The following is a 26,368-nucleotide window of genomic DNA, read 5'->3' as shown; positions in this document are numbered from 1 at the left end:
GCATGAGCCGTGTGTGCCTCGCGTGGCGAGTGTGCAAAGAGTAGGTCATGCCTCTGACAACTCGGCCGGGGGTCCGGGGACTTCAGGGGGCGCGGATCCCGGGGAGCGGGGGGTCAAGGACGCGTCGGCTGGAGCACGGCCGGTGCCGGGGGCGCCGTCCGCGCCGCCGGGGCCGGTGCGGAGGCCGGTGCGGGGGTCACCGCGCGGGCCGGGCCGGCGTTGGCCGCGAGGAGGAGGGTCGTGGCGGCGACGACGGCCGCGATCACCCCGCGGGCGGGCGAGGACGCCCCGGTCGGGCGCAGCGGGGCGTGGGGGCGTGCGTAGGGTGCGGATGTACGTCCGGGCACGGCTACCTCGCAACACGAAAGCGGCGTATCAAGCATGCTTGACCCGCCATTTAACCTAGGGGCTGCCGGAGCCGAACGGCAAGAGGCAACGGGGGAGTCGGGGGATGAGGCGCGTGCGGGAGAGGGACGACCCCGAGGTCATCGGACGGCGCGTGCAGCGGCTGCGCGCCCAACGGGGTCTCACCCAGCGGCAGCTGGCCGAACCGGCGTACACCCCCGCCTACATCTCCACGCTGGAGGCCGGGCGGGCGCGGGCCTCCGAGGAGGCGCTGAGGCACATCGCGGGGCGCCTCGGCGTGGCCTTCGAGGAGCTGACCACCGGCCGGCCCGCCCACCTCGCCACCGGCCTCCGGCTGCGGCTCACCGAGGCCCAGCGCGTCCTCGCCGACGGCCGGGCCGATGAGGCGAGCGCGCAGTACGGGGTGCTGCGGGCGGAGGCGGAGGCCCACGGACTCGGCTGCGAACAGGCCGCCGCCCTGCTCGGGCTGGGCGAGTGCGCCCTGGAAACCGGCGAGCTGACCAGGGCACGGGAATGCTTCGAACAGGCCGAGAAGCTCCTGGCCGGCGCGTCCCTGCCGATGCGCGTACCCGCCGTCCGCGGCCGGGCGGTCGCCCACTACCTCGCCGGCGAACTGCGCTACGCCGTCTACCTCCTGGAGACCGCCCTCGACGAGCTGAACCGGGGCGGACTGCACGACCCCGACGCCCTCCTGCTGCTCTACGCCGCCGTCATCGGCCCGTACATGGACATGGGCGCCCACGCCCGTGCCGCCCAGGCCGCCGAGTTCGCCCTGGCGCTGGCCCCGCGGGCGGGCGACCCCGCGCTCATCGCCCGGATGCACCGCTCGGTCGCCCGCACCCTGCTCGCCGAGGGCCGGGCCGCCGAGGCCGACGCCTCCCTGGTCAAGGCCGCCGAGCTGTACCGGCAGCTGAGCCTGCGCACCGAACTGGCCAACTGCCACTGGATGCGCGGCTACGTCTGCGCGCAGAACGGCGAACTCGAGCGGGCCGAGGCCGAGCTGCGCCAGGCCCACACCATGCTCGCGGAGAGCCGGGCCGCCCTGTACCGCAGCCAGGCCGCGGTCGAACTCGCCGACGTGCTGCGCCGCCGGGGCAAGTCGGCGGAGGCCGCCGGGCTGCTCCGGGGCGTCACCGGGGACTTCTCCTCCGAGCGCGGCGCCGTCCACGCCGCCGCCGCGCACCGGCTGCTGGGCATCATCGCCGAGGACGCGGGGGACACCGAGGCCGCCGAGGAGCACTACGTCCGCGCCCTCAGCCTCCTGGAACGCGCGGGCGCCGCCGGTGACCTGGCCGACCTGTGCCGCCTCCTGGGCGACCTGCTGCGCCGTACCGGCCGCTTCGAGGCGGCCCTGGACACCTATCGCACCGGCCTGGGCCACCGCACCGCCCCGGGCACCACCACCCTGGGCCCCGCACCGGCCCACCCGCCCCTGTGAACCTCACACCTGGGCGCGGCCCTGCCTGCGGATGTCGGCCAGGCGCAGGGCACCGACCTGGACGGCGGCCTGCGTCGCCTCGTTCGGTACGTCGCCCAGGCCACCGTTGGTGAGCGCGAAGGAGTCCTCGCCCACCCGGACCGCGGCCAGGTCCAGCGTGAGCAGGCTCTCCTCGCCGTCCGGTGCCGTACTCGCGACCCTGATCATCAGGCCCTGGCGCGCGTCCCCGACCTCGGGCAGCGGCGCGTCGGTCACCTGGACGTCCTCCACGGTCCCCAGTTCGGTGGTGGCCGTGAACCGCGCGCACATTGCCGGCATCGTCCGCAGCCAGGCCAGTACGCCGTCCACGTCCGCCGGGCGGCGGGTGCCGATCTGGTAGCGGAGCTGGGCGTCGGTGTCGGCGTCGTCCAGGCCGGTGGCGGCGCGGGCCGGGGCGCCGAGGAGTTCGTCGCTGTAGAGGGCGTCCAGCAGCCGCTGGCACTCCCCGGCCGAGGTGGTCGCCTTCAGCAGCCCGTCCCGCCAGGTGGCGGCGCCGCGCGTGGGCATCCAGGGGGCGCCGAGGTCGCTCTGCGTGAGAAGCGCCGCCTGCGCCTGCTCGTCGCTGAGCGTGGACCCGTCCGGCCGCGGGGACGCCCTGGGCGCCGCGGTCGGCCGGTCGATGGTGGGCAAGGGGTGCGGCGCGGAGGCGGGCCGGTGCAGGGCGAGGGCGGCGCAACCGCCGGCGATGAGGAGACCGGTGCCGAGGAGGGACAGCAGGACGGCACGGGGGAGCCGGGCGATGCGGGTGGCTATCGCGGGGATCATCGGTGCCTCCTGGGCTGCGTACGGACCGGCGGAACGCCTGCTCCCACGGCACCACCGCCCCGCCCCACCCACCAGCGCTCCGGGCCGTACGGGTGAGCAGCACGCGGCAGGCCGCGCGGGGCGCGCCGGGACGCCGTGCGGGCGGCGGCCGGCGCACCGCGCACGGCCGGCCGTGCGCGGTGCGCCGGGCCGTCGTAGCGGCGCCACCCCGGTCACGGGGACCGCGCACCCGGGCCGCCCGGGGACGTCGTACGGGTGGCGGGCATGACCCCCGGCCGGGGCCGGGCGATCCGCCGGGGGTGCGAACGGCGGTACCGCCCGGGCCGGGCCGGCCGGCGTGGGCGTCCCGGCCACGGGCGCCGCCGTCGCCCCCTGCTCACCGGGTCCGAGGACGACGGGGCCGGTCGAGCCGTGCGTCGGTCCGGGCCCCGGAGGGCTGATCTAAGGTCGGCACGACGGAAGGAGTGCGCTGTGACCGGTGAGCCGATTCCCGTGATCATCGACTGTGACACCGGCGTCGACGACGCCCTGGCCCTGCTGTTCGCCGTACGGCACCCGGGTCTCGACCTGCGGGCGGTGACCTGTGTGGCCGGGAACACCGACGTCGACGGGGTGGTCCGCAACACCCTGACCGTGCTGGAGCGGGCGGGCGCGCCCGACATCCCGGTGGCGCGGGGCGCCGCACGTCCGCTGATCGAGCCGGCCCGCTCGGCCCGGCACGTGCACGGCACGGACGGCATGGGCGACCTGGGTCTGCCCGCGCCCACCCGGGCTCCGGCGGCCGTCGACGCCGTCACCCTGCTGTACCGGGAGATCCTCGCCTCCCCGCGCCCGGTGACGCTGGTCCCGACCGCCCCGCTGACGAACATCGCCCTGCTGCTGCGCACCCATCCCCAGGTGACGCGGAACATCGAGCGGATCGTGTTCATGGGCGGGGCCGTGGCCGTCGGCAACGCCACCCCGGTCGCCGAGTTCAACGTCTGGCACGATCCGGAGGCGGCGGCGATCCTGCTGACGGCCGGGGTGCCGATCACCATGTACGGCCTGGACGTCTTCCAGCAGGTGGTCGTGCCCGGCCCGGAGGTGCACCGGCTGCGCGCGAGCGACGAGCCCGGCACCCGCCTGGCCGGCGACCTCCTCGCCCACCGGCCGACCTCGCAGGGCGGGCCGCCCGAGGCGGAGGAGGCGGGCGGCCTCGGTGACGCGGGCGCGGTGTGCGCGGTCGCCGACCCGCAGGGCATCACGACCCGGCTGCTGCCGGTGGAGGTCACCCTGGCCCCCGGCCCGTCCCGGGGCCAGACGGTCGTGGACCGCCGGCCCCGCCCCGGCGAGTCCGAGATCCACGAAGGCCGCCGTGAACAGGCCCTCGTGGACGTGGCGCTGGAGGTGGACGTGGACCGGTACGTGCGGCTGTACCTGGAGACCGTCGGCCGCTAGGGCATCCCTAGTCGGCGGTGGCCGGTACCCGTTCCGACCAGCGTTCCTCCACCCTGGCGAGGCGCCAGTACGTCAGTGCCGCCGCCCAGACGACGACGAACAGGCCGACGATGACGTAGCCGACGTTGTCCAGGTCGAGGCCGGCGACCCAGCCGGTGAGGTCGTCGTGCAGGCCGAACTTCTCGTGCAGGACGCCGACCAGTTCGATCGTGCCGATGAAGAAGGCGACGGCGATGGACAGTCCGGTGATGGCGAGGTTGTAGAACACCTTGCGGACGGGGTTGGAGAACGCCCACTGGTAGGCGAAGTTCATGAAGGTGCCGTCGAGGGTGTCGAACAGGCTCATTCCGGCGGCGAAGAGCAGCGGCAGGCACAGGACCGCGTACCAGGGCAGGCCGGCCGCCGCGCCGGAGCCGGCCATCACCATCAGCGTGACCTCGGTGGCCGTGTCGAATCCGAGGCCGAAGAGGAAGCCGAGCGGGTACATCTGGCCCGGCCTGGTCACGGACTTGGTGAGGCGGCCGAGGAGCCGGTTCATGAAGCCGCGCGAGTCCAGGTGGTGTTCCAGTTCCTTCTCGTCGTACGCCCCGGCGCGCATGGCGCGGAACACCCGGAGGATGCCCACCAGCGCGACCAGGTTCAGGGCCGCGATGAGGTACAGGAAGGTGCCCGAGATCGTGGTCCCGAGGACGCCGAGCACCTGGTGGGTGCTGGATCCCTCGTTCATGACCTTCCCGGCGAGGGAGGTGCCGCCCGCGATGAGCAGCGCCAGCAGGACGACGACGCTGGAGTGGCCGAGCGCGAACCAGAAGCCCACCGACACGGGCCGCTTGCCGTCGGCCATCAGTTTGCGGGTGGTGTTGTCGATGGCGGCGATGTGGTCGGCGTCGAAGGCGTGCCGCATGCCGAGGGTGTAGGCGGTGACGCCGAGTCCGACGCCGAAGACGTCGGTGCCCACCCGGTAGTGCTCGGGGGCGACGAGGAGGAAGAGGATCCCGAAGGCGACGACGTGCAGGGCGACTATCACCGCCATCAGCCCCGCCGTCTTGACGGTGTCCTCACGTCGCCAGCGGAAAGACGCGGCATCGGCCATCAGGTTCACGCTCCAGCACCTCGTGGATCACTTCGTGAGTGCCGTGGCCGGTCTCCTGGCTTACAGGTCCGCGTCCGCCGTTCCTGCCTTCCCGGTCGTGTACGACCAGTGGCCCGGCGGCTGCCGGACGGAACGGGAACTCCCTGATCACAGTGGCGAGGGCCGCGTCGACCTTGCATCGACTTCCCGAGCACCACGGCCCGCCCACCGTAGAGGGGCGGACGGTTGTCTGCATAGCTGCGCACCTGGGCAGGTATTCAAGATCACATCGGTGCCTGCGAGGATGGCGTCATGCATCTCGTGCCTGCCGACCGAGCCGACCGTCGCACCATCGACGGTCACCGGGTGTGCGAGGCGATCGCCGCCATCGGCGACGCGGATCACCTGCGCACCTGGGCCGGCCGTTTCTCCCTCCTGGCCGACGCCAACCGGCTCGCGCTGCTGCTCGCCCTGCACCGCACCGGCCCGCTCGCCGTCTCCGACCTCGCGATCGCCACCGGCATGAACGACCCCGCCGTCTCCCAGGCGCTGCGGCTGCTGCGGGCGGCCGGGGTCGTGGCGGGGGAGAAGGAGGGACGGGTGGTGCGCTACCGGGTGGTGGACGCGCAGGTGGGCGGCCTGCTGGAGCACTGCGCCCCCTGACCGGCCGCGAGAAAGGTTCCCTTTCCGGGCAAGGTGGACAGATACAGAGTCCGTACCGTCGTCCGTCCATGGGAGCCCGCATGGCAGACCTCTCGTCCAGGAACCCCGACTGGTGGCGGCAGGCCGTCATCTACCAGGTCTATCCGCGCAGCTTCGCGGACGCCGACGGCGACGGCCTGGGCGACCTGAAGGGCATCACCGAGCGCCTGAACCACCTGGCGACGCTCGGGGTGGACGCCGTGTGGCTGAGCCCCTTCTACCCCTCCGAACTCGCGGACGGCGGTTACGACGTCGCCGACCACCGGGACGTCGACCCGCGCCTGGGCACCCTGGACGACTTCGGCGCCCTGGTCACCGAGGCGCACCGGCTCGGCCTGAAGCTCGTCGTCGACATCGTCCCCAACCACACCTCCGACCGGCACCCCTGGTTCCAGGAGGCGCTGCGCGCGGCCCCCGGCTCCGCCGCCCGCGACCGTTACGTCTTCCGTGCGGGCCGCGGTGCGCACGGCGAACTCCCGCCGAGCGACTGGCAGTCGCTGTTCGGCGGCAGCGCCTGGAAGCGGGTGCCCGACGGCGAGTGGTACCTGCATCTCTTCGCCCCCGAACAGCCCGACCTCAACTGGGACAACGAGGAGGTCCGCGCCGACTTCCGCACCACCCTGCGGTTCTGGTCCGACCGGGGGGTCGACGGGTTCCGGGTCGACGTCGCCCACGGCCTGGCGAAGGACCTCACCGAGCCGCTGCGGGACGTCGGTGACATCGGCGCGTCCGGGGAGGAGGCCCTGCTGGCGGTCCCGCCCGGCAGCCACCCGTACTGGGACCGCGACGAGGTCCACGAGATCTACCGCGACTGGCGCAAGGTCTTCGACGCCTACAGCCCGCCGCGCACCGCCGTCGCCGAGGCCTGGGTGCCGGGCACCCGCCGGGCCCTGTACGCCCGCCCCGACGAACTCGGCCAGGCCTTCAATTTCGAGTACCTGGGGGCGCCGTGGAACGCGGAGGAGCTGCGGGACGTCATCACCGCCTCGCTGGCCACGGCCCGGGCCGTCGGTGCCTCCGCCACCTGGGTGCTGTCCAACCACGACGTCGTCCGGCACGCCTCCCGCCTCGTGCTGCCGCCCGGCACCGACCCGGCCGCCTGGCTGCTGTCCGGCGGCGCCGCGCCCGCGGTCGACCCGGCGGCGGGCCTCGTCCGGGCCCGGGCCGCGACCCTGCTGATGCTGGCGCTGCCCGGCTCGGCGTACCTCTACCAGGGTGAGGAACTCGGTCTGCCCGAGGTCGCCGATCTGCCCACCGAGGTGCTCCAGGATCCGATCTGGGAGCAGACCGGCCACGTCCGCAAGGGCCGCGACGGCTGCCGGGTGCCCCTGCCGTGGACGACGACCGGGCCGTCGTACGGCTTCGGGCCCGGCGCCGCCTGGCTGCCGCAGCCGGAGTCCTTCGCGGCGTACGCCGTCGAGGCGCAGGCCGGCACCGAGGGCTCCACGCTGGAGCTGTACCGCACCGCACTGCGGTTGCGCCGCAAGCTGCTGCAGGACGAGACGCTGACCTGGACGCCCGAGGCGCCCGCCGGGGTGCTGGACTTCACCCGCGGCGACGCCTGGCGGTGCCTCACCAACCTCGGTGCCGGGCCGGTACCGCTCCCGCCGGGCGAGGTCCTGCTGAGCAGCACCCCGCTCCCGGGCGGCGGCAGCCTGCCACCGGACACCACCGTGTGGCTGGCCTAACGCACCGTCGGGCCCGGACTCGCGCCCGGTGCCGGGCCGTTGCCGCCGCCGGCGATGCCGTCGATGTCCACCGGGGTGGAGGTGGCGGTCGGTGGCGGGGTGAGCACCACCTCCGGCTGGCCCGCGGCCGGGGGCGGCGGGGTCAGGTCGGTGTCGGGGAGCTTCGGCGGGGTCGTCTGCTGGAACAGGGTCTGGTCGAAGTCGACCAGACCTGTCTTCTCCATCACCGTCATGTGGTCGAGCACGGTGTCGTTGGCCTGGTCGGCCAGGGCCCGCACCAGCGAGTTCTTGGTCGTGGACCGGATCTTGGCGATGGTGTTGAAGATCGCGCCGTGGGTCATGCGCAGGATGTTGGCGAAGTCGGTGTCGAACTGCTTGCCGCTGTCCGACTTCAGCGTGTTGACGAACCCCTCCTGCTGGGGGCTCGCGATGTTGGGCAGGGTGATGTTCAGCATGGGCGCGATCTTGCGGCAGGTGGTGTCCAGTGCCGCGTGCCCGTCGATCAGGTGCCGGCTGGCCGTGATCACCCCCTTGGAGCTGCCCTTCTGCAGCCCTATCTGCCCCACCGGGTACTCCCACAGCCCGGCTGCCCGCACCTTGACCACGAAGTCCCGGTCGGACTCGGTGAGGGGGCCCCACTGGGTGTTGGCGATGACCCGGGTGGGGGAGCTGGAGACGGTGCTCAGCCCGAGCATGCCCGGGTAGGCGAGTGCCGCGAGGGTCAGGGCCATCGCACCGCCCACGAAGAGAGTTCCCGTCGCGTTCCGCGAAAAGCGCACCGTGCCTCCTGTCCGATCGTGGATCCGGCCCGCGGCGGGAGCGGCGGGCGGTGGGGACGCACAGCAGTACGGACGGGAGAGCGGTTCGTCTCTGCGGCGCGGGTAAAAACTGCGCATGCCCGTATCGCCGCACGGGAATTGCCAGGTGTTGGTGACCATGGCGAACGGTTGCCGAAAGGTTGACCCTTCCCCGGGACAAGCCCGGCGGACACGGCCCTAGATTCGCCGCATGCCCCCGCAACCGCCGCCCAGGCCCGCCGCGCTGCCCGTCCTGCCCTACCGCCGGCCCACCCGGGGCCGCGACTACTGGGTGCTGGACGACGTCCTGCCCGGCATCGACGCCGTACGGGAGCGGTGTCTGGCGAAGGACGACTGGACCGAGGGGCATCCGTACACCTCCGAGAGCTGGCCCGGGCTGCGTGCCATGCCCGGCCTGGAGCCGGGTGAACTGGCCGGGATCGAACGGCTGGTGAAGAAGGCGACCGGCGCGAAGGACCTGTGGGTGCAGCGGGCGCCCGGCGGCGGCACCCTCAACCACAACTGCGTCCAGGTGGTCGGCGAGGGGGAGGGCGAGCCCCGCCCGCACACCGACTCCCGCGCCCTGTGCCGGTACGCGGCCGTCCTGTACCTCAACCCCGGCGTGCCCAAGGACTGCGGCACCAGCTTCTACCGCCAGCACCTGCCGGGCGGCCGGCTCGGAGGGAACGTCGTCCAGGCCCCGCACACCAATCTCGTCGAGGCCCTCGGCACCCGGTTCGTCGCCCCGGACGCCTTCGAGGAGGACGTCCGGGTCCCGCACCGGTACAACCGCCTGCTGCTCTACCACGCCAACCTCGTGCACAGCGCGACCGGTTATACCGGGCGCACGCTGGAGGAGAAGCGGATGACAGCGGTGTTCTTCTGGATGGCATGAGCGCCTGCCGCGCGTGACAGGATTCGGAGATGACCGAACAGATGTACCAGGCCGGTGGCCGTCTTCCCGACTGCCGGTTCATGGAGAAGACGGGCCGGTTGGCAGCCGGGGGGCTGCTTCTCGCCGGGGCCGCCTGGGCGGCGCGGGCCGTGTGGGAGGTGCGGCTCGCGCTGGCCGGGGAGCCGGCGTCGGGGCCGCCGGACCAGGGCGACGGCAACCACCGCCCGCTGAACTCGCTGGAGGACTCGTACCACCTCGTCACGTCCCTCGGGGGCGGCGCGGTGATCCTCTGCGCGCTGCTCTACCTGTCATGGCTGGCGCGGCTGCGGGACAACGCGCGTGCGCTGTCCGGGGAGGAGCCCAGGTACGCGGGGATCTGGCTGTACCTCGGATGGGTCGTGCCGTTCGTCAACCTGTGGTTCCCGCGGGGCATCGTCGCGGACGCGTTCCGGCGTACGGCGCCGGGGCGGAGGCTGCCCGTCTGCGTCGACGTGTGGTGGACGCTGTGGCTGATCGGGATGCTCAGCGGCGTGGGGCTCGTTTACGAGGACTCCACGGACGAGATCATCGCCCGCGCCTACTCCGGTGTGTGGCCGCTGCTCGCCAGTGACGCGGCCGTCATCGGGGCCGCCGTCGCCGGGGCGCTCGCCGTGCGGACCGTCACGGCCGTGCAGACGGAGCGGATGCGGGCGGTGGAGCGGGCGTCTACCGCGCCGGCCGGGGCAGCGCACACCGCCTAGCCCACGGGCAGCCGGGCGGCGGGGCGCCGGGGCGGCGGGGGGTTCGTGGGGGCTGAAGCCGGCCTCCGGGACCGTCACCCTGCAGGGAGTGACTTTGTGGGCCAATATGGTGATATTGGGCGCATCGCTCTTTCAAAGGGGGCCTCCATGGCTGTGGAAATCCCTCCGCTCGTCAAGCCGTCACGGCTCAGGAGCCGCGGCGGGCTGCTGGGCGAGTGTCTGGCGGAGTTCCTCGGAACCTTCGTCCTCATCTCCTTCGGCTGCGGTGTCGTCGCGATGGCCGTCGCCGCCCTGCCCGGTTCGGGCCGGGCCGCCACCACCACCACGATCTTCCTCGCGGCCGGCGACTGGCTGCTGATCACCTGGGGCTGGGCGATGGCCGTCATGCTCGGCGTCTACGTCGCCGGCGGCATCAGCGGCGCCCACCTCAACCCGGCGGTGACCCTGGCGATGGCGCTGCGCCGCGGGTTCGCCTGGGCCAAGGTCGTGCCGTACTGGTTCGCGCAGGTCGTCGGCGCCCTCACCGGAGCGGCCCTGGTCTACCTCGTCTACCACAGCGCGATCAACGCCTTCGACAGCGCGTCGAAGGGGCCCAAGACGGGCGGGCACACCCTCGCCACGTTCTCGATCTTCGCGACCTTCCCGGCGCCGTACTTCCACGGCGGCGTCTGGGGGCCGCTGATCGACCAGATCGTCGGCACGGCCTTCCTGCTCATGCTGATCGCCGCCGTCATCGATCTGCGCAACCAGGCCGTGAAGGCCAACCTCGGACCGCTGATCGTGGGCTTCGTCGTCGCCGCCATCGGCATGTCGTACGGCGCGAACGCCGGGTACGCCATCAACCCGGCCCGCGACTTCGGCCCCCGCCTGTTCACCTACGCGGCCGGCTGGGACGGGCTGGCGTTCCCGGGGACCGTGCCCGGCGCGTTCAGCGACTACTGGTGGATCCCGATCCTCGGGCCGCTGGTCGGCGGCGCCATCGGCATCCTGATCTACGACCTGTTCATCGGGGACGTCCTGGTGGTGCGGTCGGAGATGGCCGAGCTGCCCGAACCGGGACGCTCGAGGCCGGTCCTCACCAGCGACGAGGAGTGACGGACGGCGGACGGCCGCCGCGCCCCGACCCGGGCACGGCGGCCGTCCGCACGCGCACCCGGAGGCCGGGGTGCCCGGCGGGGCTCACGGTTCCGCCCCGGCCGGCGGCGCCCGTCTGCGATAATCGCCCTTCACGCCGGGGCGGGTGTGAACTCGCGCGGGGCCAGGGGGGTTTGAGCACGATGAGCACCGGGCGTCGGCGGGCTCTGCTGATCGCGGTACCCGCCTATCCGCAGCTGGAACAGGTGCCGGAGCTGAAGGACGACTTCCCGGCCCTGCCCTTCACCGCCAGGGACGCGGTGACCCTGCGCAACACGCTGCTGCGCAGCAACTACCCGCCGGAACACGTGAGGGTCCTGGACGAGGAGGACACGACCGGCGGCGGCACCGTCCGTGACGAGCTGGGCCGCTTCCTGAACTCCCTGGAGGACGGCGACGTCGGCCTCGTCTACTTCGCCGGACACGGCGTCCGGTTCGGCGAGACCGACTACCTCCTGCCGAGCGACACGCGCGCACGCTGGGGGCCCGACGGGCAGCGGACCCTGGGCCCGCAGGGGCTCATCGAGGTCGTGCCCGACGAACTGCTGGCACCCCTGACCTCCACCGCCACGGTGATGCTCTGCTTCGACGCCTGCCGGAGCAGTGGCGGCGCCCCTCCGGCCACCTTCGAAGGAGTGAAGGTCAGCCGCGCCCGGGACAACGTCGTCATACTGAGCGCCTGCTCCCCCGGCGAGGACGCCCTGGGGCACCCCGACGGCGGGAGTGTCCTGGCCAGGGCCCTGAGCGAGTCCCTGGCGCCGGAGTCCTCGGCCCGTACGTTCGGCGAGGTGATCCGGCGCGTGCAGAGGCGCGCCCCGCAGATCGCGGCGCACTACACCGCCCGCAGGCCGCCCGGCATCGACACCCGGTGGCTGAGCCTCGACGGGACGGCCGGCTCCCACGCCGACGTACCGCTGTGCGAGGCGCGGACGTCCTCCGGTCCCTGGATGGACGCGGTCGTCCAGTCGGACCTGTGGGAGCGGACCGAGGGGACGGCCGCCCAGCAGACCAGGGCGAAGGGACACCTCGCGGAGGTCGTGACCAAGGTCGGCGAGATCCGCGACGCCAAGCGGGCGGAGGCCGACCCGTGGGACGACCCCCTCGTGCAGGAGCGGCTGATCAAGCGGCTCGGCCAGCTCCTGGAGGCCGCCGACGCGCGGCTGAGCCTGATAGAGACCGTGGTCCTCCTGGGGGCCCCGTTCCTGCGCGAGGCCGCGCTGGCCTGCGGGCTGCTGGCGCTGCGCAACCTCCACGGGGACGGCCCGGACCCCACCGACACCACCACCCACGTCCTGCCCGAGGGAGGCTTCGCGTGGCACCTGGACCGCGACATGGGTGACGTACGGCGTGCCCACCGGCAGATCGAGGCGACCCGCCGGACGCTGCTGCGGCGCGGGCGGAAGGACGACGCCCGCAGCGCGGAGTACTGGCTGCGCCACCGCTTTCTCGCCGACTGGGACCTGCTGTGGGAGAAGCGCGGCGACGCGGAGCTGGAGAGCCTGCGCCGCGCGATCGACCTGCTCGTGCGGGCGGCGGAGAGCGCCGCCGACCTCACCCTGAGCACCGAGGGCCGGGACAAGCTGCGCCACGCCGTGATCCAGGTCGTCTCCCAGCTCGGCACCGGCACCCCGGCGGACACCGTGGCACCCGACGGCAGCGACTGGGAGACCGACCTGTGCACGTATCTGTGCGGGGAGAAGCGGTGGAGCTGGCGCCCGCACGACCTGGCGGCGCTGCTGCACCTCGCCGGCCTCCTCGCCATCGACCCGCGCATGCTCGACGGCGTGCTCATCGACCACCTGGGGCCGCGCGAGCCCACGCAGGTCCGGCCCGAGAGCATCATCGGCGAGATCACCACGAACGACGGCTTCCGGCCCAGCACCGACGGGTGGCCGGCGGACCCCGCCGCACCCGGCCAGCGCCCGTCCACCCGCTGGCTGCTGGTGTTCAAGTGCGGCAACGCGGCCCTGTACACGGCGCTGGAACGGCTCACGACCCGGATCGCCACGGTGTCGGGGGCGACCCGGCGCAGCCAGGTCGCCATGCGGGCCGGCGACCTCCTCTCCGGCCTGCCCGAGGTGATCAAGACCGAGGGCCTGCTGCCCAGGAACCGCGGGTTCGACAAGCCACCGCCCCGGTTCCGGCTGGCCGAGGACGAGGTCAAGCCGCTCATCATGGGCACCCAGCTGTACGGGGACCGGATGCTGGCGGTGCGTGAGCTGTACCAGAACGCCCTCGACGCCTGCCGGGTGCGCCAGGCACGGCGCCGCTACTCGGACCCCGCCCGGCGGACCGGCGACGAGACCGAGCGGGAACAGCTCGCCGGCTGCCGCATCGTCTTCACCCAGGACGTCGACCCGGCCACGGGCCGGGCGTACATCGAGTGCGAGGACAACGGCGTCGGGATGACGGCCGAGGAGCTGAGGGACCTCTTCGCCCAGGCCGGCCGCCGCTCCGAACAGTCCTCGTCCCGCATGCGTGAGATGCGCCGGTGGCGCCGGCGCGGTATCACCGCCGAGCTGAACAGCCGGTTCGGCATCGGCGTCTTCAGCTACTTCATGCTGGCCGAGGAGGTCGAGGTGGTCACCCGGCCGGTCAGTCCGTCCGGGAGCGTGCCCATCGATGACGGCCACCGGGCCAGTGTCACCGCGGGCTCGGGCCTGATGCACCTGAGCAGGGAGCGGACGGGACTGGAGAACGGGGGCACCAGGGTCCGGCTCTACCTGCACGACGAGCCCGACGCGACGGAGGACCGACGCCCCTCCCTCGTCCAGGCGCTGCGCGAGTTCCTGATCTCCACCCCGCTGGAGGTGACCGCCCGGGAGCACGGCCGTGACCCGGTGACCTGGTGGCCGGGCGAGCTGTACGGCGACTCCTCCCTGCCGGGCACGCGCATCAAGGCCACCGAGGGCGTGTGGTGGGTGCAGGGCGCGGGCATGCTGCTGGCCGACGGACTCTTCGTCTCGGAGGAGGACGCGCCGGACGGCTACGTGGTGAACCTGCGCGGCCGGCACCGGCTGGAGCTGAGCGTCGACCGGAACCGCTTCCTCGGGTACGACGAGCAACGCGTCGAGGAGGACCTGGAGGCGGCCGTCCCGGCACTGGTGCGCAAGGCGTGGCGGCCGTTCCCGCTGGAGTGGCTGTGGCACCTGGCCGACACCCACCCGAGGATCACGGAACAGGTCGTCGGCCGGCTGATGGAGGCCGACGTGCCCGTGTCGCTCCCGGCGCAGCCGCGGCGGGACCACTGGACCTTGTTCCGGCGGGACCTCACGCTGGCCGGCGTCGGGTGCCTGCCCGTCGACCAGGGCGTCTACCTGACGAGCCTCCCGGAGGCCGACCTCGGTGTGCGCTTCTTCGCGGCCTGGCGCGCCGGCGTGCTGGGCGTGCAGCAGGAGCCCGAGCCGGTCACCACGCCGGCGGGCTTCCCCCGGCCGGAGCCCCTCGACGCGCTGCTGTTCCGCAACGCACCGGGCAGCTCGTGGAGAGAACCGCTGCGCGCCGCCGGGGACACCGGCCGCTCGCTGCGGGAGGTGACCCGCAGACTGCGCCGGTACGCCGTCACGGGCGTGCCCGTACCGGAGGTTGCGGACATCCGTGCCCTGGACGACATCGTCCCGAGCCGTCTGGCAACCACCTTGTACGAGTCGTTCCGGGACGCGAAAGGCCGGTCCGCCCGGGAGGACGAGGAGGGCCGGGGCCATGCCGTGCGGCAGGCGATGGTGCGCGTTTCGGCCGCCGAGAAGGTGAGTCTGGGGACTCTCGCGCGGCTGCTCGGGCAGTTGTCGGCCGTCGATCCGTCGATACCCGCACCCCCGGACCTCGGGCCCCTCGCAACCCATCGCGTGGACGCCCGTGAACGGCGCATCCTGCTGAACGACCAGGCCTCCGCCGCGCACCCGTTGGTCATCGCCCTCCAGTTCTCCGGGGCGGTGCGTCCGGTGGACGTCGCCTACCGGGCACACCAGACCGGTATCCCGTCGGCCGAGATCGAGGCGGTCGTGCGTCGCTTCGAACCGCTCGGGTACCGGCTCACCGGACCCGGTCTGCCTTACCTGCTGGACGAGGCGCAGCTCGAAGCGCTCAGCCGGGATCTCGATGCCGAACCCCCCTTCCTCACCCCGGGCCCGATCGGTCCGCGGCACCTGGTCCGGCTGGCGGCGAAGCGGGAGGAGACCGTCGGGGCCACAGCGCACTGGCTGGCGGGCTGGGCGGTCCCGTTGGGCGTCGAGGTCGCGGGGCCGGGCCCGCTCGCCGCGTTCCTGCCGCCCGGCTGGTGCAGGCAGCTCCCGGCGGAGCGGGCTGCCACCCGCGGTGACGGTGACGCACCCGGGACACCGCCGATCACCACCTGGCAGCTGCTGGGGCGGATCGCCGATCTGGACGACGCCGCGGCGCGGCCGCGGCACATCGCCGCGGTGGAGGCGCTCGCGGAAGCGGGCCTGGTCGAGCGCGGAGCGGTCGAGGCGGCCCGCGCCTGGCTGGCCCAGTCCCGGTCCGCGCGCCCCCGGAGTCTGTGGGGGCGCAGCTCGTTGTCGCTGGGTCAGCGGAGCGCGGGACACCCCGCCGGCCCGGTGGGCGCCGGGCGCGACGCCCGGATCGGCCCCGCCTCGCTCATGGCTCTCGCGGCGGAGACCGGTGACGACCTCGGCACCACCGGGAAGAGAGTGCGGGACAAGCTGGCCCCCTACGGCTTCGACGTGCCGGAGATCCCACCCGACGCCTGCGGACTGACACCGGACGAGTCGATGGTCAGTGCCCTGTCTTTCGGAGACGGAAGGTGGCGGAAGGGCATCTGGCTGCACGACCTGGTCGAATTCGCGCGCAGCATGGGTATCGACCTCGCCACCGCCGCCGCCGTCCTCAACGCCTTCCGCTCCCTGGGCGCCCCCACCGTGCCCGTGCCCACCGGCGCCGTCCGGCCGCCCGCACTCCAGGAGCGGGACGAGGCCGCCGAGAACGCGCTGCTCCAGGCCGCGCTGGAGAGGTCCTGGACGCTGACGCCGCTCGCCCTGGTGGTGGCCGCCGGCCGGCTGGGCAGCGGGCTGCGGGAGACGTACCGCAGGCTGCGGCCCTTCGTCGCGATCGGGCTGGACGTCCCGTTCCCCGAGCCCGCGTGCACCCGCGTCCCCGACTGGCGGGACGTCGTCCTGCTCACCGCCCGGCTCACCGGCCGGGAACCGGTTCTGTCCGGTGACGTCTCCGACGACCACGTCCAGCTGGCCGCCGAGGAGACGGAGCTGGCCGCCGGTGACGTGCGCGCCCGGCTCCTGGACTACGCTCCGCTGTTCGGCTTCCGTCTGCCGCCGTACGAGAGGAGCTGACGTGTCTCACGTCGAGAAGGCATACGAGGCCACGTACTGGCCGGACCAGCAGGCCGGGTTCGTGTGGGACTCCTCCGGCGGGCGCCTCGTCGTCTCCGGCAGCTGCCCGGCCTGCGCGGGCCCGACCGTGCACCCGGTCCCGGAGGTGATGCCCGGCGCGGTGACCCTGGGCCGGCGGCGCCTCAGGCTGGAGGTGCCGGTCCCGGACGAGGTGTACATGCAGTGCCGGTGCATGCGGGCGCACGCCGGCGACGAGCAGGAGACCGGGGGCTGCGGCGCCGCGTGGATGGCGGTCCGCCCGGCGGGCACCGGCTCGTGACGGCGTCCGGGAGCAGGTACGCGCCCCTGGAACTGCGGCGCGCCCAGCGGCGGCTGGACGCGATGGTGGAGAACCAGGTGGCGATCGCGCGGGCGCAGGCGGAGGGCTGGCGGAACTTCCTCACCCTCGCCACCGGGCTGCTCGCCGCCGTCCTGGTCCTCAAGGGCCGCGAGAACGTCGCCGAACTGCCCGCCGGTTACCGGACGGCGGTCGTCGTGCTGGTGGCGGTGGGGCTGGTGGCGCTGCTCCTCGCCGCCTTCGCCGCCGTGTCGGCCGCCCACGGCCGGCCCGGTGACCGGCTGCCGTACGCCCATGCCGTGGCGCTGCTGGACTGGGAGCGCGGGGAGCGCGACCGGATCGCGAGGCGGATCCGGGTCACGCGCTGGGCGACCGTGCTCGGCGTGTCGGCCACCGCGCTCGGGATCCTGGCCACCTGGGTGGCGCCGGCACCGGACGAGCCGGCGCGGACGGTGCTGGTGCACACCCGGGGGCGGACGGTGTGCGGCGAACTGCTGGCCGCCGACGGCAGCGGTGTCACGGTCAGGACCGGGCAGGGCGGCCCGAGCGGCAAGGGCGCCACGACGGTCCGCCACCTGACCTGGCAGCGCGACGCGGTGAGCGTGGCCCCCACCGGCAAGTGCTGAAACCGCCCGCCGGGTCCGGGGCCCCTCACCGGTGATCGTGATCCCGCGTCGCCACGGTCGTGGTCACCCGTACGAGGCCGGGCCGGCGGGGTGCCGAACCGAAACCGAACCGCACGGGCGGTACGACCGGGGCGAGCGGTCCGAGGTCCCGGCCGGCGAGGACCGCGGTGGCCGACACGACCGGACGGAGGTCGAGCGCGCCGTACCACTCGCGCCGCCCGCCGCCGGCGCTGCCACGGGTGCGCACGCCCAGCAGCCGGGCGGGGAGGTACGTCACCGCTGTCCAGGCGGGCCGGGCGGCGAGCCGCGCGGGCACGGCACGCAGGAGCAGGCCCGCCAGGCCGCGCCGGCCCGTGGTGAAGCGCAGGTCCAGCGGCCCGGCCGCGACCGTCCACCGAGCCGCCTCGACCCGCACGGAGACGGGCGTGACCCGGACCTCGTCGAAGCTGTAGGTCGTGGCGATGAAGTCCGCGATCCGCCGGGACGGCGCGAGCAGCAGCCGGTGCCCGTCCTCCCGCTCGATCATGACGTCACTGAACGGCCCGAACGGCGATCGCGGCCAGTGCCCCAGCACCGCACGGGTACCGGACGCCGTTCCCAGACCGGCGATCCAGCCGTCGAAACGCAGCATCGGCTTCCTCCCGGCCGGACGGCACGCTCCCTGGCCGCCGGCGATCCCGGCAGGTCACGGAGGCATCCGCCGTCACGCCGTGGTCCGGTGGGTCGAACAGGCGTGACTGCGATCGCTCCTGCGCCGGGTACCCGCTCGGGGCGGGACATGCGCGCACCCGCGGCGGTGACGGGGGCGATCGGACGTCCGGGGGGACCCGGACACCGAGCACCACCGGGCCGCCCGGATCGCCGCCGGCTCCGGTGCGACGGTGATCCCGGTCGGCCACGACGAGGACCTCGCCGACGAGGACATCGCCTGCGCCCCGGGCCGCCTTGCTGCGGGCCGGCGTCTGCGTCGAACCGCGCCAGGGGCCCGGCACGTTCCCTGGTTCCCCGGCACTCCTGTCCGCCGACGTGTCCCGGCGCGGGCTCGCGGAACCCGCCGCGGCGCTGGGCGGGGCCGTGCCGGCCGGCGGTGACGGCCTGGGCCCGGCCGGGAAGCGAGCCGGGCCCGGTCCGCGTCAGCCGGGGGCGGGACGGGTCACACGCCGCTCCCGGGCGATATGGCCAGGTGCCACACCACGAAGTCGACCAGGGTGGAGATGGACTCCAGGCAGTCCAGGCCCAGGTCCTGGGCCGCCACGTCGACGCCGAAGCGGTCGGTGATGGCGGCCAGCAGGGTCACGCCGGCGAGGGACGACAGCGAGATCTCCGGGCCGAACAGCTTGGTGTCCGAGGGCAGTCGCTCGACGCGGGCCCGTTCCGTGCGCGTGGCGTCGGCCAGCATCACGCGGATCTCGCGCTCCACCCGGATCCGTCGTCCGCGCAGGGTGTCATCGGTCATGGGGTCGTTCCTTAATCGGCAGCGGACGCACCTGCAACCAGGCGGGCCAGGGAGGCAGGTCGCCATGAAGGGTCCGGGACAGCGTCACCGTCGACGGCGCCGGACCGCCGCCGTCGGTGCCGGCCCGCAGGCCGGCCTGGGGACCGCCGCCGCCGGTGCCGGCCCGCAGGCCGGCCTGGCGGAACAGCAGCCGCAGCTCGGTGTTGGCCTCGGTCGGCCGGAGGTCCAGCGCGAACGTGTCCGCGCCGGCCGACCGCGCCTGTTCCATCAGCCAGCGCAGGAAGGCCACGGAGGCACCCCGGCCGGCGATCCGGCAGGACAGCGCGAGCAGGGGTACCGACCACTCGTCGGGACCGGGCCGCACCAGCGCCATGCCGATGATGCCGTAGTCCCCGAACCGGTCGGTCATACGGGCCGTGAACAGCCGGTGGCCACCCCCTTCGACCAGGACCCGGACCCGCTCGCGGTCCAGGCCCGAGGAATTCAGCCGGTGGGTGCGCTCGGCGAGTTCCAGTGCCCGTGGCAGTTCCGCACCGCCCGCCGCACCGGCCTCCATCCGCATCCCGCACCACCGCAGGAACTCTTCCCTGCCGCCCTCGAAGCGCTCGCCCGCCCGGCGGCGGGCCTCCTCGGTGCGGTACAGGCCGGCTCGCGCGCGTGCCTCCGGGGTGACCGGCCGCCCGGCGACGGCGTCCAGCAGCGCGGGCACGTCCTGCGGGGCCGCCGTACGCGCCCCGGGCAGCAGGGCCTCCACCTCGGCCCGCTCGTACGGGGAGTCGTCGACCAGGAGCAGCGACCCGACCGCCACGCCCAGCTCCGCGGCGATGGCCCGCAGCGCCTGGCTCTTGTCCTGCCAGGAGATCTGCGGGGCCAGGAAACGGGAGGCGAGCCGGGGGTCACGGGTGACGCGCTCCAGCACCTCGGGAGCGCTGCGGCTGGCGATGCTGCTGAGCACGCCGTGCCCGGCGAGCGTGTCGACCGCCGCGAGCACGTCCGGCCGGACCTCGGGCAGCCCGCTGTCGGCGCGCTCCAGCGCCACGCCGTCCCACAGGGTGCCGTCCAGGTCCCACACCACGCACTTGACGCCGTCAGTGCTCGGCATGGCTCGGATCCCGCCGTACGGCCGGCCGGCTGTCGTCCCCCGCCGGCAGGCGCAGCTTCATCACCAGGTTGGTCGGGGTGAAACCGAACTTCCGGTACAGGGTGCGCATCGGGACGTTGGCGACGTGCACCCGGCCGACGACCTCGGTGAGCCCCTGCCGCACGGCGAACTCCAGCCCCGAGGAGATCAGCAGCTCGGCGACCTCGGCCCGGCGCTCGACCGGGGCCACGGCCAGCGAGCGGAAGTTCGCGTAGCGGTCGCCGGTCATCGTGTTCTGGTTGACGCTGACCCACAGCCAGCCGATCGCCGGACCGCCCGGCCGGTGGGCGACGATCATCCCTTCACTGGACTTCTCCATCGCGCGCGCCAGGCGTGTGCGGTGCCGCAGGGGATCGTCCACGGCGTCACCGCCGAAGGAGACACGCGCGATGTCGACCTCGAAGGCCCCGATCGCCGGCAGGTCGTGTTCGGCGGCCTGGCGGGTGACGTAGGGCGCCGCCCGTTCCTCCAGCAGGAGGCGCTCACCGGCGGTGAGGGGCTGCCAGGTCCGGCCGGCGGGGATGTACGGATCCCGCTTCCCGACGGTGGCCGGTACGGCGGCCTCCGCGGCGAGGTCCGGTACGGCGGTTGCCTCGGCCTGATCCGGGGCGGCGGACCGCTCCGCGGCCTCCGGCGCGCCCTGGGAGCCGCCGCCGGCGTCCGGGCCCGGCGCCGCAGGCTGCTCGGCCTGGTTCTCCGCTCCTACGGGGACCAGCGGGCCGGGGCGGAAGGGGCCCTTGCCGCAGTTCGGGCAGCCCTCCGCGCGCAGCACGCCGACCGACGCCCACTTCGCTCCCGCGCCGACCCGGACCATCTCACCGCAGGCCACGCACTCGTACATCCGCTGCCGCGAGCGCTTGTCACCCGTGTAGAGGGGGCCCTGGTAATCGCCCTCCTGCGAGGGCGAGGTCGCGCTCGTGGTCAGCAGGTGCTGGAAGAACCCGACCCCGCCGAGGATTCCGCTGCCCTCGTACTCGTTGAAGTTGCGGATGTATCCATTGGTGACGAGACCGAGCTCCATGATTTCGCGCTGCACCTGGAGCATTTCGTCCGGGCTCTTCCCGCCGAACGACAGGAAAATGCTGTGCGCCGGCCCCTGGCGAAGCCCTTCCACCGCACGCGAAAGAAAGAGCCGGGCACCCTCGGGGGTGTACGGCGGATCGGTCATCGCGACATCGAACTGACGGTGCAGTTCTTCCGGCAGCGGATTCCGCAGATCGTGCTGCACGGTCCTCACGCGGGTACCGAGATCCGCCGACACCCGCTCGATGTAACCGAGGATGTCGGGAGAGATGTCGACCACCGTCACCTGGTCCACGAGCGGTGCCCCGAGCACGTCCCCCACGACGGCGACCGCCAGCGAGATCAGGTCGTCGTCGCCGATCAGGAGCAGTGAACCGCCGGGCAGCGTGCCCGCCGACAGCAGCGCCAGAACCCGCCGCACCTTGGTCTCGGGGGTGCACTTGGACTGGTCGAGCGTCATGTCGGCGGCCGGCCCGTCCCCCATGACGGCGCCGAGCCGCGCGACGGCCTCCTCCAGCACCTCCGGGATCACCAGTTCCCGCCCGTCACAGGTGCGGCAGGTGGCGTCCAGGGTGAGATCCATGCCCAGTTCGGTGACGACGGCCCGGCCGGCGGGGGTGAGCTGCGACGGCCGCTCGCGGGTGATCAGCCCGCGGGTGCGCAGTTCGTTCCCCACGGCCGCCACGATCGGCACCGGCAGGCCCACCGCACGGCTGATGTCCTTGGTCGAGGCCGGAGCCAGCCGGCGGATGGCACGCAGGATCGACCGCACCCCCGGAGGCCCCTCCTGGAGCCTGACGGCGTCCGCGACGTCATTGAGCACTCGGTCGGCGCTGATACTGCGGCGTCGTGGGCGGGCGTTCGTCACAATCGTGCTCCACGTGGGGTGAGAATGTTCGTGCCAGTATACGGGCCGGGCAAAGCGCGATGCCAGGCGTCCAAGGGCCTTCCGGCAATTCCAGGAAGCGGCTGTTCGAGCTTTTTCTGAGTGGCGATATCGCCGGAAAGCGCGGCGGTGCGGGCCAAGGCCGGGACGTCTTTTCGTATCCGGAAAAACAAAGGGGCGCGTACCGTCTCGCGCTGCCGGGGCGGACGCGTCCGCCGCCGGATCGCCGACGTGGCGGTAACGCGATCCGGTGCCGTGGAATCCGGGTCGTCCCCCGTCGGCGTCACCGGGGAAATGCACCCCTCCGCCGGCCGGCAGACAAGACTTCGGCGGACGTCGCGGTGGGCGGACCCGCAGGCCACCGCGGCGCGCTGCGGTAGGTTACCCTGGGTGCTAGCCTGATGTGGCTAAGTGTCGGCGGTCGGGATGTCAAGTCCCCGATCCGGTCACCGTGATCGTTGTGAATCCGCGTGGGTGAATCCGCGTGGTGAATCCCTTGGAGAGGAGATGCGGGAAGCGGCTCAGGCGCGCGCTTCCCGGAGCGCCATGAGTAATCCCGCGGAACTCGCCACCGAAGGTATAGACGTCGACGACCTGTGCTCCTACGCGGTCGACGTATGGGTGAGCGATCACAGCATTCTGACCGATGAGCAGCGCCTTCTGAAGGTACTGCGCGACGCCGCTGACAAGGGCAACGCCAAGGTTCTCGGGGAGGCGTCGCATGTCTTTCCCAACGGCGCCGTGACCGCGATTCTGCTGCTTTCCGCCTCGCACCTGAGCATTCACACGTGGCCGGAATTCAGCCTCGCCAACGTCGACCTGCTCGCGTACGGCCGGCTGAACGGCGAGCGCATGATGCAGAGCGTCGAACTCGGGCTCTCCCCGACCAGGATCAACGTGACCCGGATGCTCCGGGCCGTGCACTGAGTACCGTTCGTCGTACGTACCGGGCCCGGACCACCGGCCCGGGGCTCCGGCCTGTCTGCTGAGAACAGGTCGACTGAGCTAGCATGGTGTGGTGTCTAGGGAGTATCGGTCGCGGGGATGACGTACGGGCCCCTGCGCCCGGGCATCTGTGAGGAGATGGATCATGGGACGCGGTCGCGCACGTGCGAAGCAGGCCAAAATCGCTCGCGAACTCAAATACCGTGCTCCCAGCACCGATCTCAGGGCACTTCAGCAGGAACTGGCGTCCACCGACGACGAGCCGCGCCCCGCTGTTGCGGACATCCTGGTCGACGAGGACGACACCGACGAACGGGAACGCCCGCTCGACCCGCAGTGACCTCCCCGCGTCTCCTTCCCGCCCGGCCCCCGCGCTGATATTCCGTCAGGCGTCCTGTGGCACGCCCGGCGGGAAGAGTTGCGTACGGCGGGTGACGGCCACCGGACAGGCCTCGGACATGGCGAAGGCCGACACATGACCGCTGCCGGGGGCCTGCGGCCCGTCCGGCTCTGGTGGGCCAGGCTGCCGGGCGACCCCCCGCCGCTGCGCAGGCTGCTCGATCCCGTGGAGACCGCCCGCTACGAGGCGACCGTCGACCCGGCCGACCGACAGCGGTTCCTGATCGGCTGCGCGCTGAGCCGGCTGGCGCTCGGCCGGCTCCTCGGCCTGCCGGCCGAGCGGGTGCCGCTGCGCCGGGTCTGCCCGCGCTGCGGCGGCCCGCACGGCAAGCCCGCCCTGGATCCGGCGGCGGACCCGCCGGGCGGCCTGCGCTTCTCCGTCAGCCACAGCGGCCCCACCGTCGGCCTGGCCGTGTGCCGGGGCGCGGACATCGGGCTGGACGTGGAGCGGGCCGACGACCCGCCCGACGTGGACCTGGTGGCCCCGCACATCCTGTCCGCGGCCGAACTCGCCGTACTGCTCGCACTGGTGCCCGCCGACCGGGCCGGTGCCCTGCTGCGCTACTGGACCCGCAAGGAAGCGGTGCTCAAGGCCCTGGGCATCGGACTGCGGCTGCCGCCGCGCCGCCTCGAGGTCTCGCCGCCCGGTGAGCCGGCCCGGGTCGAGCGGTGGCAGGACCGGCCCGGACGCGTCGCGGAGCTGCGGCTGGCGGACCTAGTGGTGGAGGACGGGCATCCCGCGACCGTGTGCGTGACCGGAGGCGCGCAGCCCGCGATCACCCAGGAGGACGCGCACGCACTGCTGTCGGCGGCGGGCTAGCAGGTCGCCACCCGCCGCATGCGGCCGGCCGGATGTCCGGTGTCAGAGGACCAGCAGCAGCGTGGCCACCGTGGTCAGTGCGGCGCAGACGGCCAGTGTCACGGCCAGGCAGCGCCGCCGCAGTTCCCGGTAGCGCTGCTCGTACTCGGCCCGCAGCGACACGCACCGGGCCGCGACGCGCTCGAGGTCCGCGCGGGCCCGGCGCAGGCTGTCGGCTGCGTACCGCCTCTCGACCTCTTCGCGCTGCGCCGTCGTCAGCCACTCCAGGGACCCGGTGAACTCCCGCGCCCGCTGCTCGGCCTCGGCGACCCTGGCCTGCCACAGCAGGTACCCCTCCACCTCGTTGCCGAGGTCACCACCGGTGCCCGCCCCCTGTTTGGGCAGTCCGTTCACCCGTGGCCCCGGTCGGTCGTGGCGGGGTACCCGCCGCCCTCGTGCTCCGTCACCGCGATGTCGGGGTGGTGCAGGTCGAACGCCGGGGACTCGCTGCGGATGCGGGGCAGGGTGACGAAGTTGTGCCGCGGCGGCGGGCAGGAGGTCGCCCACTCCAGCGAACGGCCGTAACCCCACGGGTCGTCCACGCCGACCGGCTTGCCGTACTTGGCCGTCTTCCACACGTTGTACAGGAACGGCAGCAGCGACAGGCCCAGCAGGAACGAGCTGATCGTCGAGACCGTGTTCAGGGCCGTGAACCCGTCGCTCGCCAGGTAGTCGGCGTAGCGGCGCGGCATGCCCTCGGCGCCCAGCCAGTGCTGGACCAGGAAGGTGCCGTGGAAGCCGACGAACAGCGTCCAGAAGCAGATCTTGCCCAGACGCTCGTCCAGCATCTTGCCGGTGAACTTCGGCCACCAGAAGTGGAAGCCGGTGAACATGGCGAAGACGACCGTGCCGAACACGACGTAGTGGAAGTGCGCGACCACGAAGTAGGAGTCGGAGACGTGGAAGTCCATCGGCGGGGAGGCCAGGATGACACCGGTCAGGCCGCCGAAGAGGAACGTGATGAGGAAGCCCGTGGCCCACAGCATCGGCGTCTCGAAGGAGAGACTGCCCTTCCACATCGTGCCGATCCAGTTGAAGAACTTCACCCCGGTCGGGACGGCGATCAGGAAGGTCATGAAGGAGAAGAACGGCAGCAGCACCGCGCCGGTGACGAACATGTGGTGCGCCCACACCGTCACGGACAGACCCGCGATCGCGATGGTGGCCGCCACCAGCCCCATGTAACCGAAGATCGGTTTGCGGCTGAACACGGGGATGACCTCGGTGACGATGCCGAAGAACGGCAGCGCGATGATGTACACCTCGGGATGGCCGAAGAACCAGAAGAGGTGCTGCCACAGCAGCGGGCCGCCGTTGGCCGCGTCGAAGACGTGCGCGCCGAACTTGCGGTCCGCCTCCAGGGCGAACAGGGCGGCGGCCAGCACCGGGAAGGCCAGCAGCACCAGGACACCGGTCAGCAGCACGTTCCAGGTGAAGATCGGCATGCGGAACATGGTCATGCCCGGGGCGCGCATGCAGATGATCGTGGTGATGAAGTTGACGGCGCCGAGGATGGTGCCGAAGCCGGAGAAGGCCAGCCCCATGATCCACAGGTCGGCGCCGAGCCCGGGGGTGCGGACCGCGTCGGACAGCGGGGTGTAGGCGAACCAGCCGAAGTCGGCCGAGCCCTGCGGGGTGAGGAAGCCGCCGACCGCGATGGAGGAGCCGAGCAGGTAGAGCCAGTAGGCGAACATGTTCAGCCGGGGGAACGCCACGTCGGGCGCGCCGATCTGGAGCGGCATGATCCAGTTCGTGAACCCGGCGAACAGCGGGGTGGCGAACATCAGCAGCATCACGGTGCCGTGCATCGTGAGCAACTGGTTGTACTGCTCGTTGGAGATGATCTGCAGGCCCGGCCGCGCCAGTTCGGCACGCATGAGCAGTGCCATCACGCCGCCGAAGAGGAAGAACAGGAAGGACGTCGACAGGTACAGCGTGCCGATCGTCTTGTGGTCGGTGGTCGTCAGCCACTTCACCACGACGTTGCCGGGCTGCCTGGGCCTCACGGGCAGCTCGTTCTCGTACGAGTCCTCAGCTGCCGCGGCACCGCCCTGGGGTTCGTTGAGGATGCTCACAAGTCGTCTGTCTCCTGATGCTCGCCGTCCGCCCACGCCTTGGCGGCAGTCACCCGCCATCCTCGCCGTGGGAGCCCGGACCGGACGCCCTGAGCGCCCGGCACTCGGCCGTTCGGATGACGGATACACACGGATGGAGCAGCGCGGACGACCGCGCGCCCGGGCCTCCGGCTGCCGGGCTACTCGAACCGATCTGAGTGATCGTGCTCTGTCCGGCGCCGGGA

Annotated in this window: 23 protein-coding genes and 1 riboswitch; of the genes, 13 read left to right on the top strand and 10 right to left on the bottom strand. The window is 72.9% G+C overall.

Annotated elements, in window-relative coordinates; genetic code table 11:
• Positions 1-113 precede the first annotated feature (113 nt).
• On the bottom strand, positions 114-347 hold the full coding sequence (locus ACGFT1_RS09825; protein WP_373908503.1) for a hypothetical protein: 234 nt from the start codon (positions 345-347) through the stop codon (positions 114-116).
• A gap of 113 nt (positions 348-460) precedes the next feature.
• Here ACGFT1_RS09825 and ACGFT1_RS09820 point away from each other — a divergent pair, with 113 nt between their 5' ends.
• Complete coding sequence (locus tag ACGFT1_RS09820) at positions 461-1,804, top strand: tetratricopeptide repeat protein (protein WP_373908755.1); 1,344 nt, start codon at positions 461-463, stop codon at positions 1,802-1,804.
• A gap of 3 nt (positions 1,805-1,807) precedes the next feature.
• Here the strand turns inward: ACGFT1_RS09820 and ACGFT1_RS09815 are convergent, their stop codons facing one another.
• Positions 1,808-2,608: a hypothetical protein gene (locus tag ACGFT1_RS09815; RefSeq protein WP_373908502.1), complete on the bottom strand. Its 801-nt coding sequence runs from the start codon at positions 2,606-2,608 to the stop codon at positions 1,808-1,810.
• A gap of 471 nt (positions 2,609-3,079) precedes the next feature.
• On the opposite strand from ACGFT1_RS09815, the gene ACGFT1_RS09810 reads away from it, so the two are divergent.
• Positions 3,080-4,045, top strand: coding sequence for a nucleoside hydrolase (locus ACGFT1_RS09810; protein WP_373908501.1), 966 nt, complete (start codon positions 3,080-3,082; stop codon positions 4,043-4,045).
• Positions 4,046-4,052: 7 nt separating this feature from the next.
• Here the strand turns inward: ACGFT1_RS09810 and ACGFT1_RS09805 are convergent, their stop codons facing one another.
• Positions 4,053-5,138, bottom strand: a complete 1,086-nt coding sequence (locus ACGFT1_RS09805; protein WP_373908754.1) for a HoxN/HupN/NixA family nickel/cobalt transporter — start codon at positions 5,136-5,138, stop codon at positions 4,053-4,055.
• Positions 5,139-5,165: 27 nt separating this feature from the next.
• Positions 5,166-5,351, bottom strand: a riboswitch (cobalamin riboswitch).
• A gap of 78 nt (positions 5,352-5,429) precedes the next feature.
• On the opposite strand from ACGFT1_RS09805, the gene ACGFT1_RS09800 reads away from it, so the two are divergent.
• Both ACGFT1_RS09800 and ACGFT1_RS09795 read left to right on the top strand, forming a co-directional pair.
• A complete protein-coding gene (locus tag ACGFT1_RS09800; RefSeq protein WP_373908500.1) occupies positions 5,430-5,780 on the top strand; it encodes an ArsR/SmtB family transcription factor in 351 nt (116 codons plus the stop codon).
• An 80-nt stretch (positions 5,781-5,860) separates the two neighbouring features.
• Positions 5,861-7,507: a glycoside hydrolase family 13 protein gene (locus tag ACGFT1_RS09795; RefSeq protein WP_373908499.1), complete on the top strand. Its 1,647-nt coding sequence runs from the start codon at positions 5,861-5,863 to the stop codon at positions 7,505-7,507.
• Here ACGFT1_RS09795 and ACGFT1_RS09790 read toward each other — a convergent pair.
• The gene (locus ACGFT1_RS09790; RefSeq protein ID WP_373908753.1) at positions 7,504-8,250 is read right to left on the bottom strand and encodes a DUF4142 domain-containing protein; all 747 of its coding nucleotides are present in this window, start codon (positions 8,248-8,250) and stop codon (positions 7,504-7,506) included. The two genes, ACGFT1_RS09795 and ACGFT1_RS09790, sit on opposite strands and share 4 nt — an antisense overlap.
• Before the next feature lie 265 nt (positions 8,251-8,515).
• On the opposite strand from ACGFT1_RS09790, the gene ACGFT1_RS09785 reads away from it, so the two are divergent.
• From ACGFT1_RS09785 to ACGFT1_RS09760, 6 genes are all read left to right on the top strand, one after another.
• On the top strand, positions 8,516-9,199 hold the full coding sequence (locus ACGFT1_RS09785; RefSeq protein WP_373908498.1) for a DUF6445 family protein: 684 nt from the start codon (positions 8,516-8,518) through the stop codon (positions 9,197-9,199).
• A 41-nt stretch (positions 9,200-9,240) separates the two neighbouring features.
• Complete coding sequence (locus ACGFT1_RS09780; protein WP_373908752.1) at positions 9,241-9,939, top strand: DUF4328 domain-containing protein; 699 nt, start codon at positions 9,241-9,243, stop codon at positions 9,937-9,939.
• A gap of 147 nt (positions 9,940-10,086) precedes the next feature.
• Positions 10,087-11,034, top strand: a complete 948-nt coding sequence (locus ACGFT1_RS09775) for an MIP/aquaporin family protein (protein WP_373908497.1) — start codon at positions 10,087-10,089, stop codon at positions 11,032-11,034.
• A 182-nt stretch (positions 11,035-11,216) separates the two neighbouring features.
• On the top strand, positions 11,217-16,397 hold the full coding sequence (locus ACGFT1_RS09770) for a caspase family protein (RefSeq protein WP_373908496.1): 5,181 nt from the start codon (positions 11,217-11,219) through the stop codon (positions 16,395-16,397).
• Position 16,398: 1 nt separating this feature from the next.
• Positions 16,399-16,716 (top strand): hypothetical protein, encoded by a 318-nt coding sequence (locus tag ACGFT1_RS09765; RefSeq protein ID WP_373908495.1) that lies wholly within the window; start codon positions 16,399-16,401, stop codon positions 16,714-16,716.
• On the top strand, positions 16,713-17,360 hold the full coding sequence (locus tag ACGFT1_RS09760) for a hypothetical protein (RefSeq protein ID WP_373908494.1): 648 nt from the start codon (positions 16,713-16,715) through the stop codon (positions 17,358-17,360). Before ACGFT1_RS09765 ends, ACGFT1_RS09760 begins: the two co-directional genes overlap by 4 nt.
• Positions 17,361-17,385: 25 nt before the next feature.
• On the opposite strand, the gene ACGFT1_RS09755 is transcribed toward ACGFT1_RS09760, so the two are convergent.
• The 4 genes from ACGFT1_RS09755 to ACGFT1_RS09740 all read right to left on the bottom strand — a co-directional run bounded on the left by ACGFT1_RS09755 (position 17,386) and on the right by ACGFT1_RS09740 (position 21,803).
• The gene (locus tag ACGFT1_RS09755; RefSeq protein WP_373908493.1) at positions 17,386-17,991 is read right to left on the bottom strand and encodes a hypothetical protein; all 606 of its coding nucleotides are present in this window, start codon (positions 17,989-17,991) and stop codon (positions 17,386-17,388) included.
• A 522-nt stretch (positions 17,992-18,513) separates the two neighbouring features.
• On the bottom strand, positions 18,514-18,816 hold the full coding sequence (locus ACGFT1_RS09750) for a phosphopantetheine-binding protein (protein ID WP_373908492.1): 303 nt from the start codon (positions 18,814-18,816) through the stop codon (positions 18,514-18,516).
• The gene (locus ACGFT1_RS09745) at positions 18,806-19,918 is read right to left on the bottom strand and encodes an HAD-IIIC family phosphatase (protein ID WP_373908491.1); all 1,113 of its coding nucleotides are present in this window, start codon (positions 19,916-19,918) and stop codon (positions 18,806-18,808) included. Before ACGFT1_RS09745 ends, ACGFT1_RS09750 begins: the two co-directional genes overlap by 11 nt.
• Positions 19,905-21,803: a GNAT family N-acetyltransferase gene (locus ACGFT1_RS09740; RefSeq protein WP_373908490.1), complete on the bottom strand. Its 1,899-nt coding sequence runs from the start codon at positions 21,801-21,803 to the stop codon at positions 19,905-19,907. Before ACGFT1_RS09740 ends, ACGFT1_RS09745 begins: the two co-directional genes overlap by 14 nt.
• A 609-nt stretch (positions 21,804-22,412) precedes the next feature.
• Between ACGFT1_RS09740 and ACGFT1_RS09735 the strand changes: the two genes are divergently transcribed.
• From ACGFT1_RS09735 to ACGFT1_RS09725, 3 genes are all read left to right on the top strand, one after another.
• Positions 22,413-22,793, top strand: a complete 381-nt coding sequence (locus ACGFT1_RS09735) for an S-adenosylmethionine decarboxylase family protein (RefSeq protein ID WP_121791121.1) — start codon at positions 22,413-22,415, stop codon at positions 22,791-22,793.
• 163 nt (positions 22,794-22,956) lie between these two features.
• Positions 22,957-23,151: a DUF3073 domain-containing protein gene (locus ACGFT1_RS09730; protein WP_373908489.1), complete on the top strand. Its 195-nt coding sequence runs from the start codon at positions 22,957-22,959 to the stop codon at positions 23,149-23,151.
• 135 nt (positions 23,152-23,286) lie between these two features.
• Positions 23,287-24,030: a 4'-phosphopantetheinyl transferase superfamily protein gene (locus ACGFT1_RS09725; RefSeq protein ID WP_373908488.1), complete on the top strand. Its 744-nt coding sequence runs from the start codon at positions 23,287-23,289 to the stop codon at positions 24,028-24,030.
• A gap of 42 nt (positions 24,031-24,072) precedes the next feature.
• Here ACGFT1_RS09725 and ACGFT1_RS09720 read toward each other — a convergent pair whose 3' ends face one another.
• The gene (locus ACGFT1_RS09720; RefSeq protein WP_373908487.1) at positions 24,073-24,423 is read right to left on the bottom strand and encodes a cytochrome C oxidase subunit I; all 351 of its coding nucleotides are present in this window, start codon (positions 24,421-24,423) and stop codon (positions 24,073-24,075) included.
• Positions 24,420-26,144, bottom strand: a complete 1,725-nt coding sequence (gene ctaD, locus ACGFT1_RS09715) for a cytochrome c oxidase subunit I (RefSeq protein WP_373908486.1) — start codon at positions 26,142-26,144, stop codon at positions 24,420-24,422. The genes ACGFT1_RS09720 and ctaD overlap by 4 nt, the downstream gene beginning before the upstream one ends.
• Positions 26,145-26,368: the final 224 nt, after the last annotated feature.

The sequence above is a fragment of the Streptomyces sp. Y20 genome, assembly GCF_043195475.1.
Lineage (GTDB): Bacteria > Actinomycetota > Actinomycetes > Streptomycetales > Streptomycetaceae > Streptomyces.
This window is presented reverse-complemented; position numbering and strand designations above follow the sequence as displayed.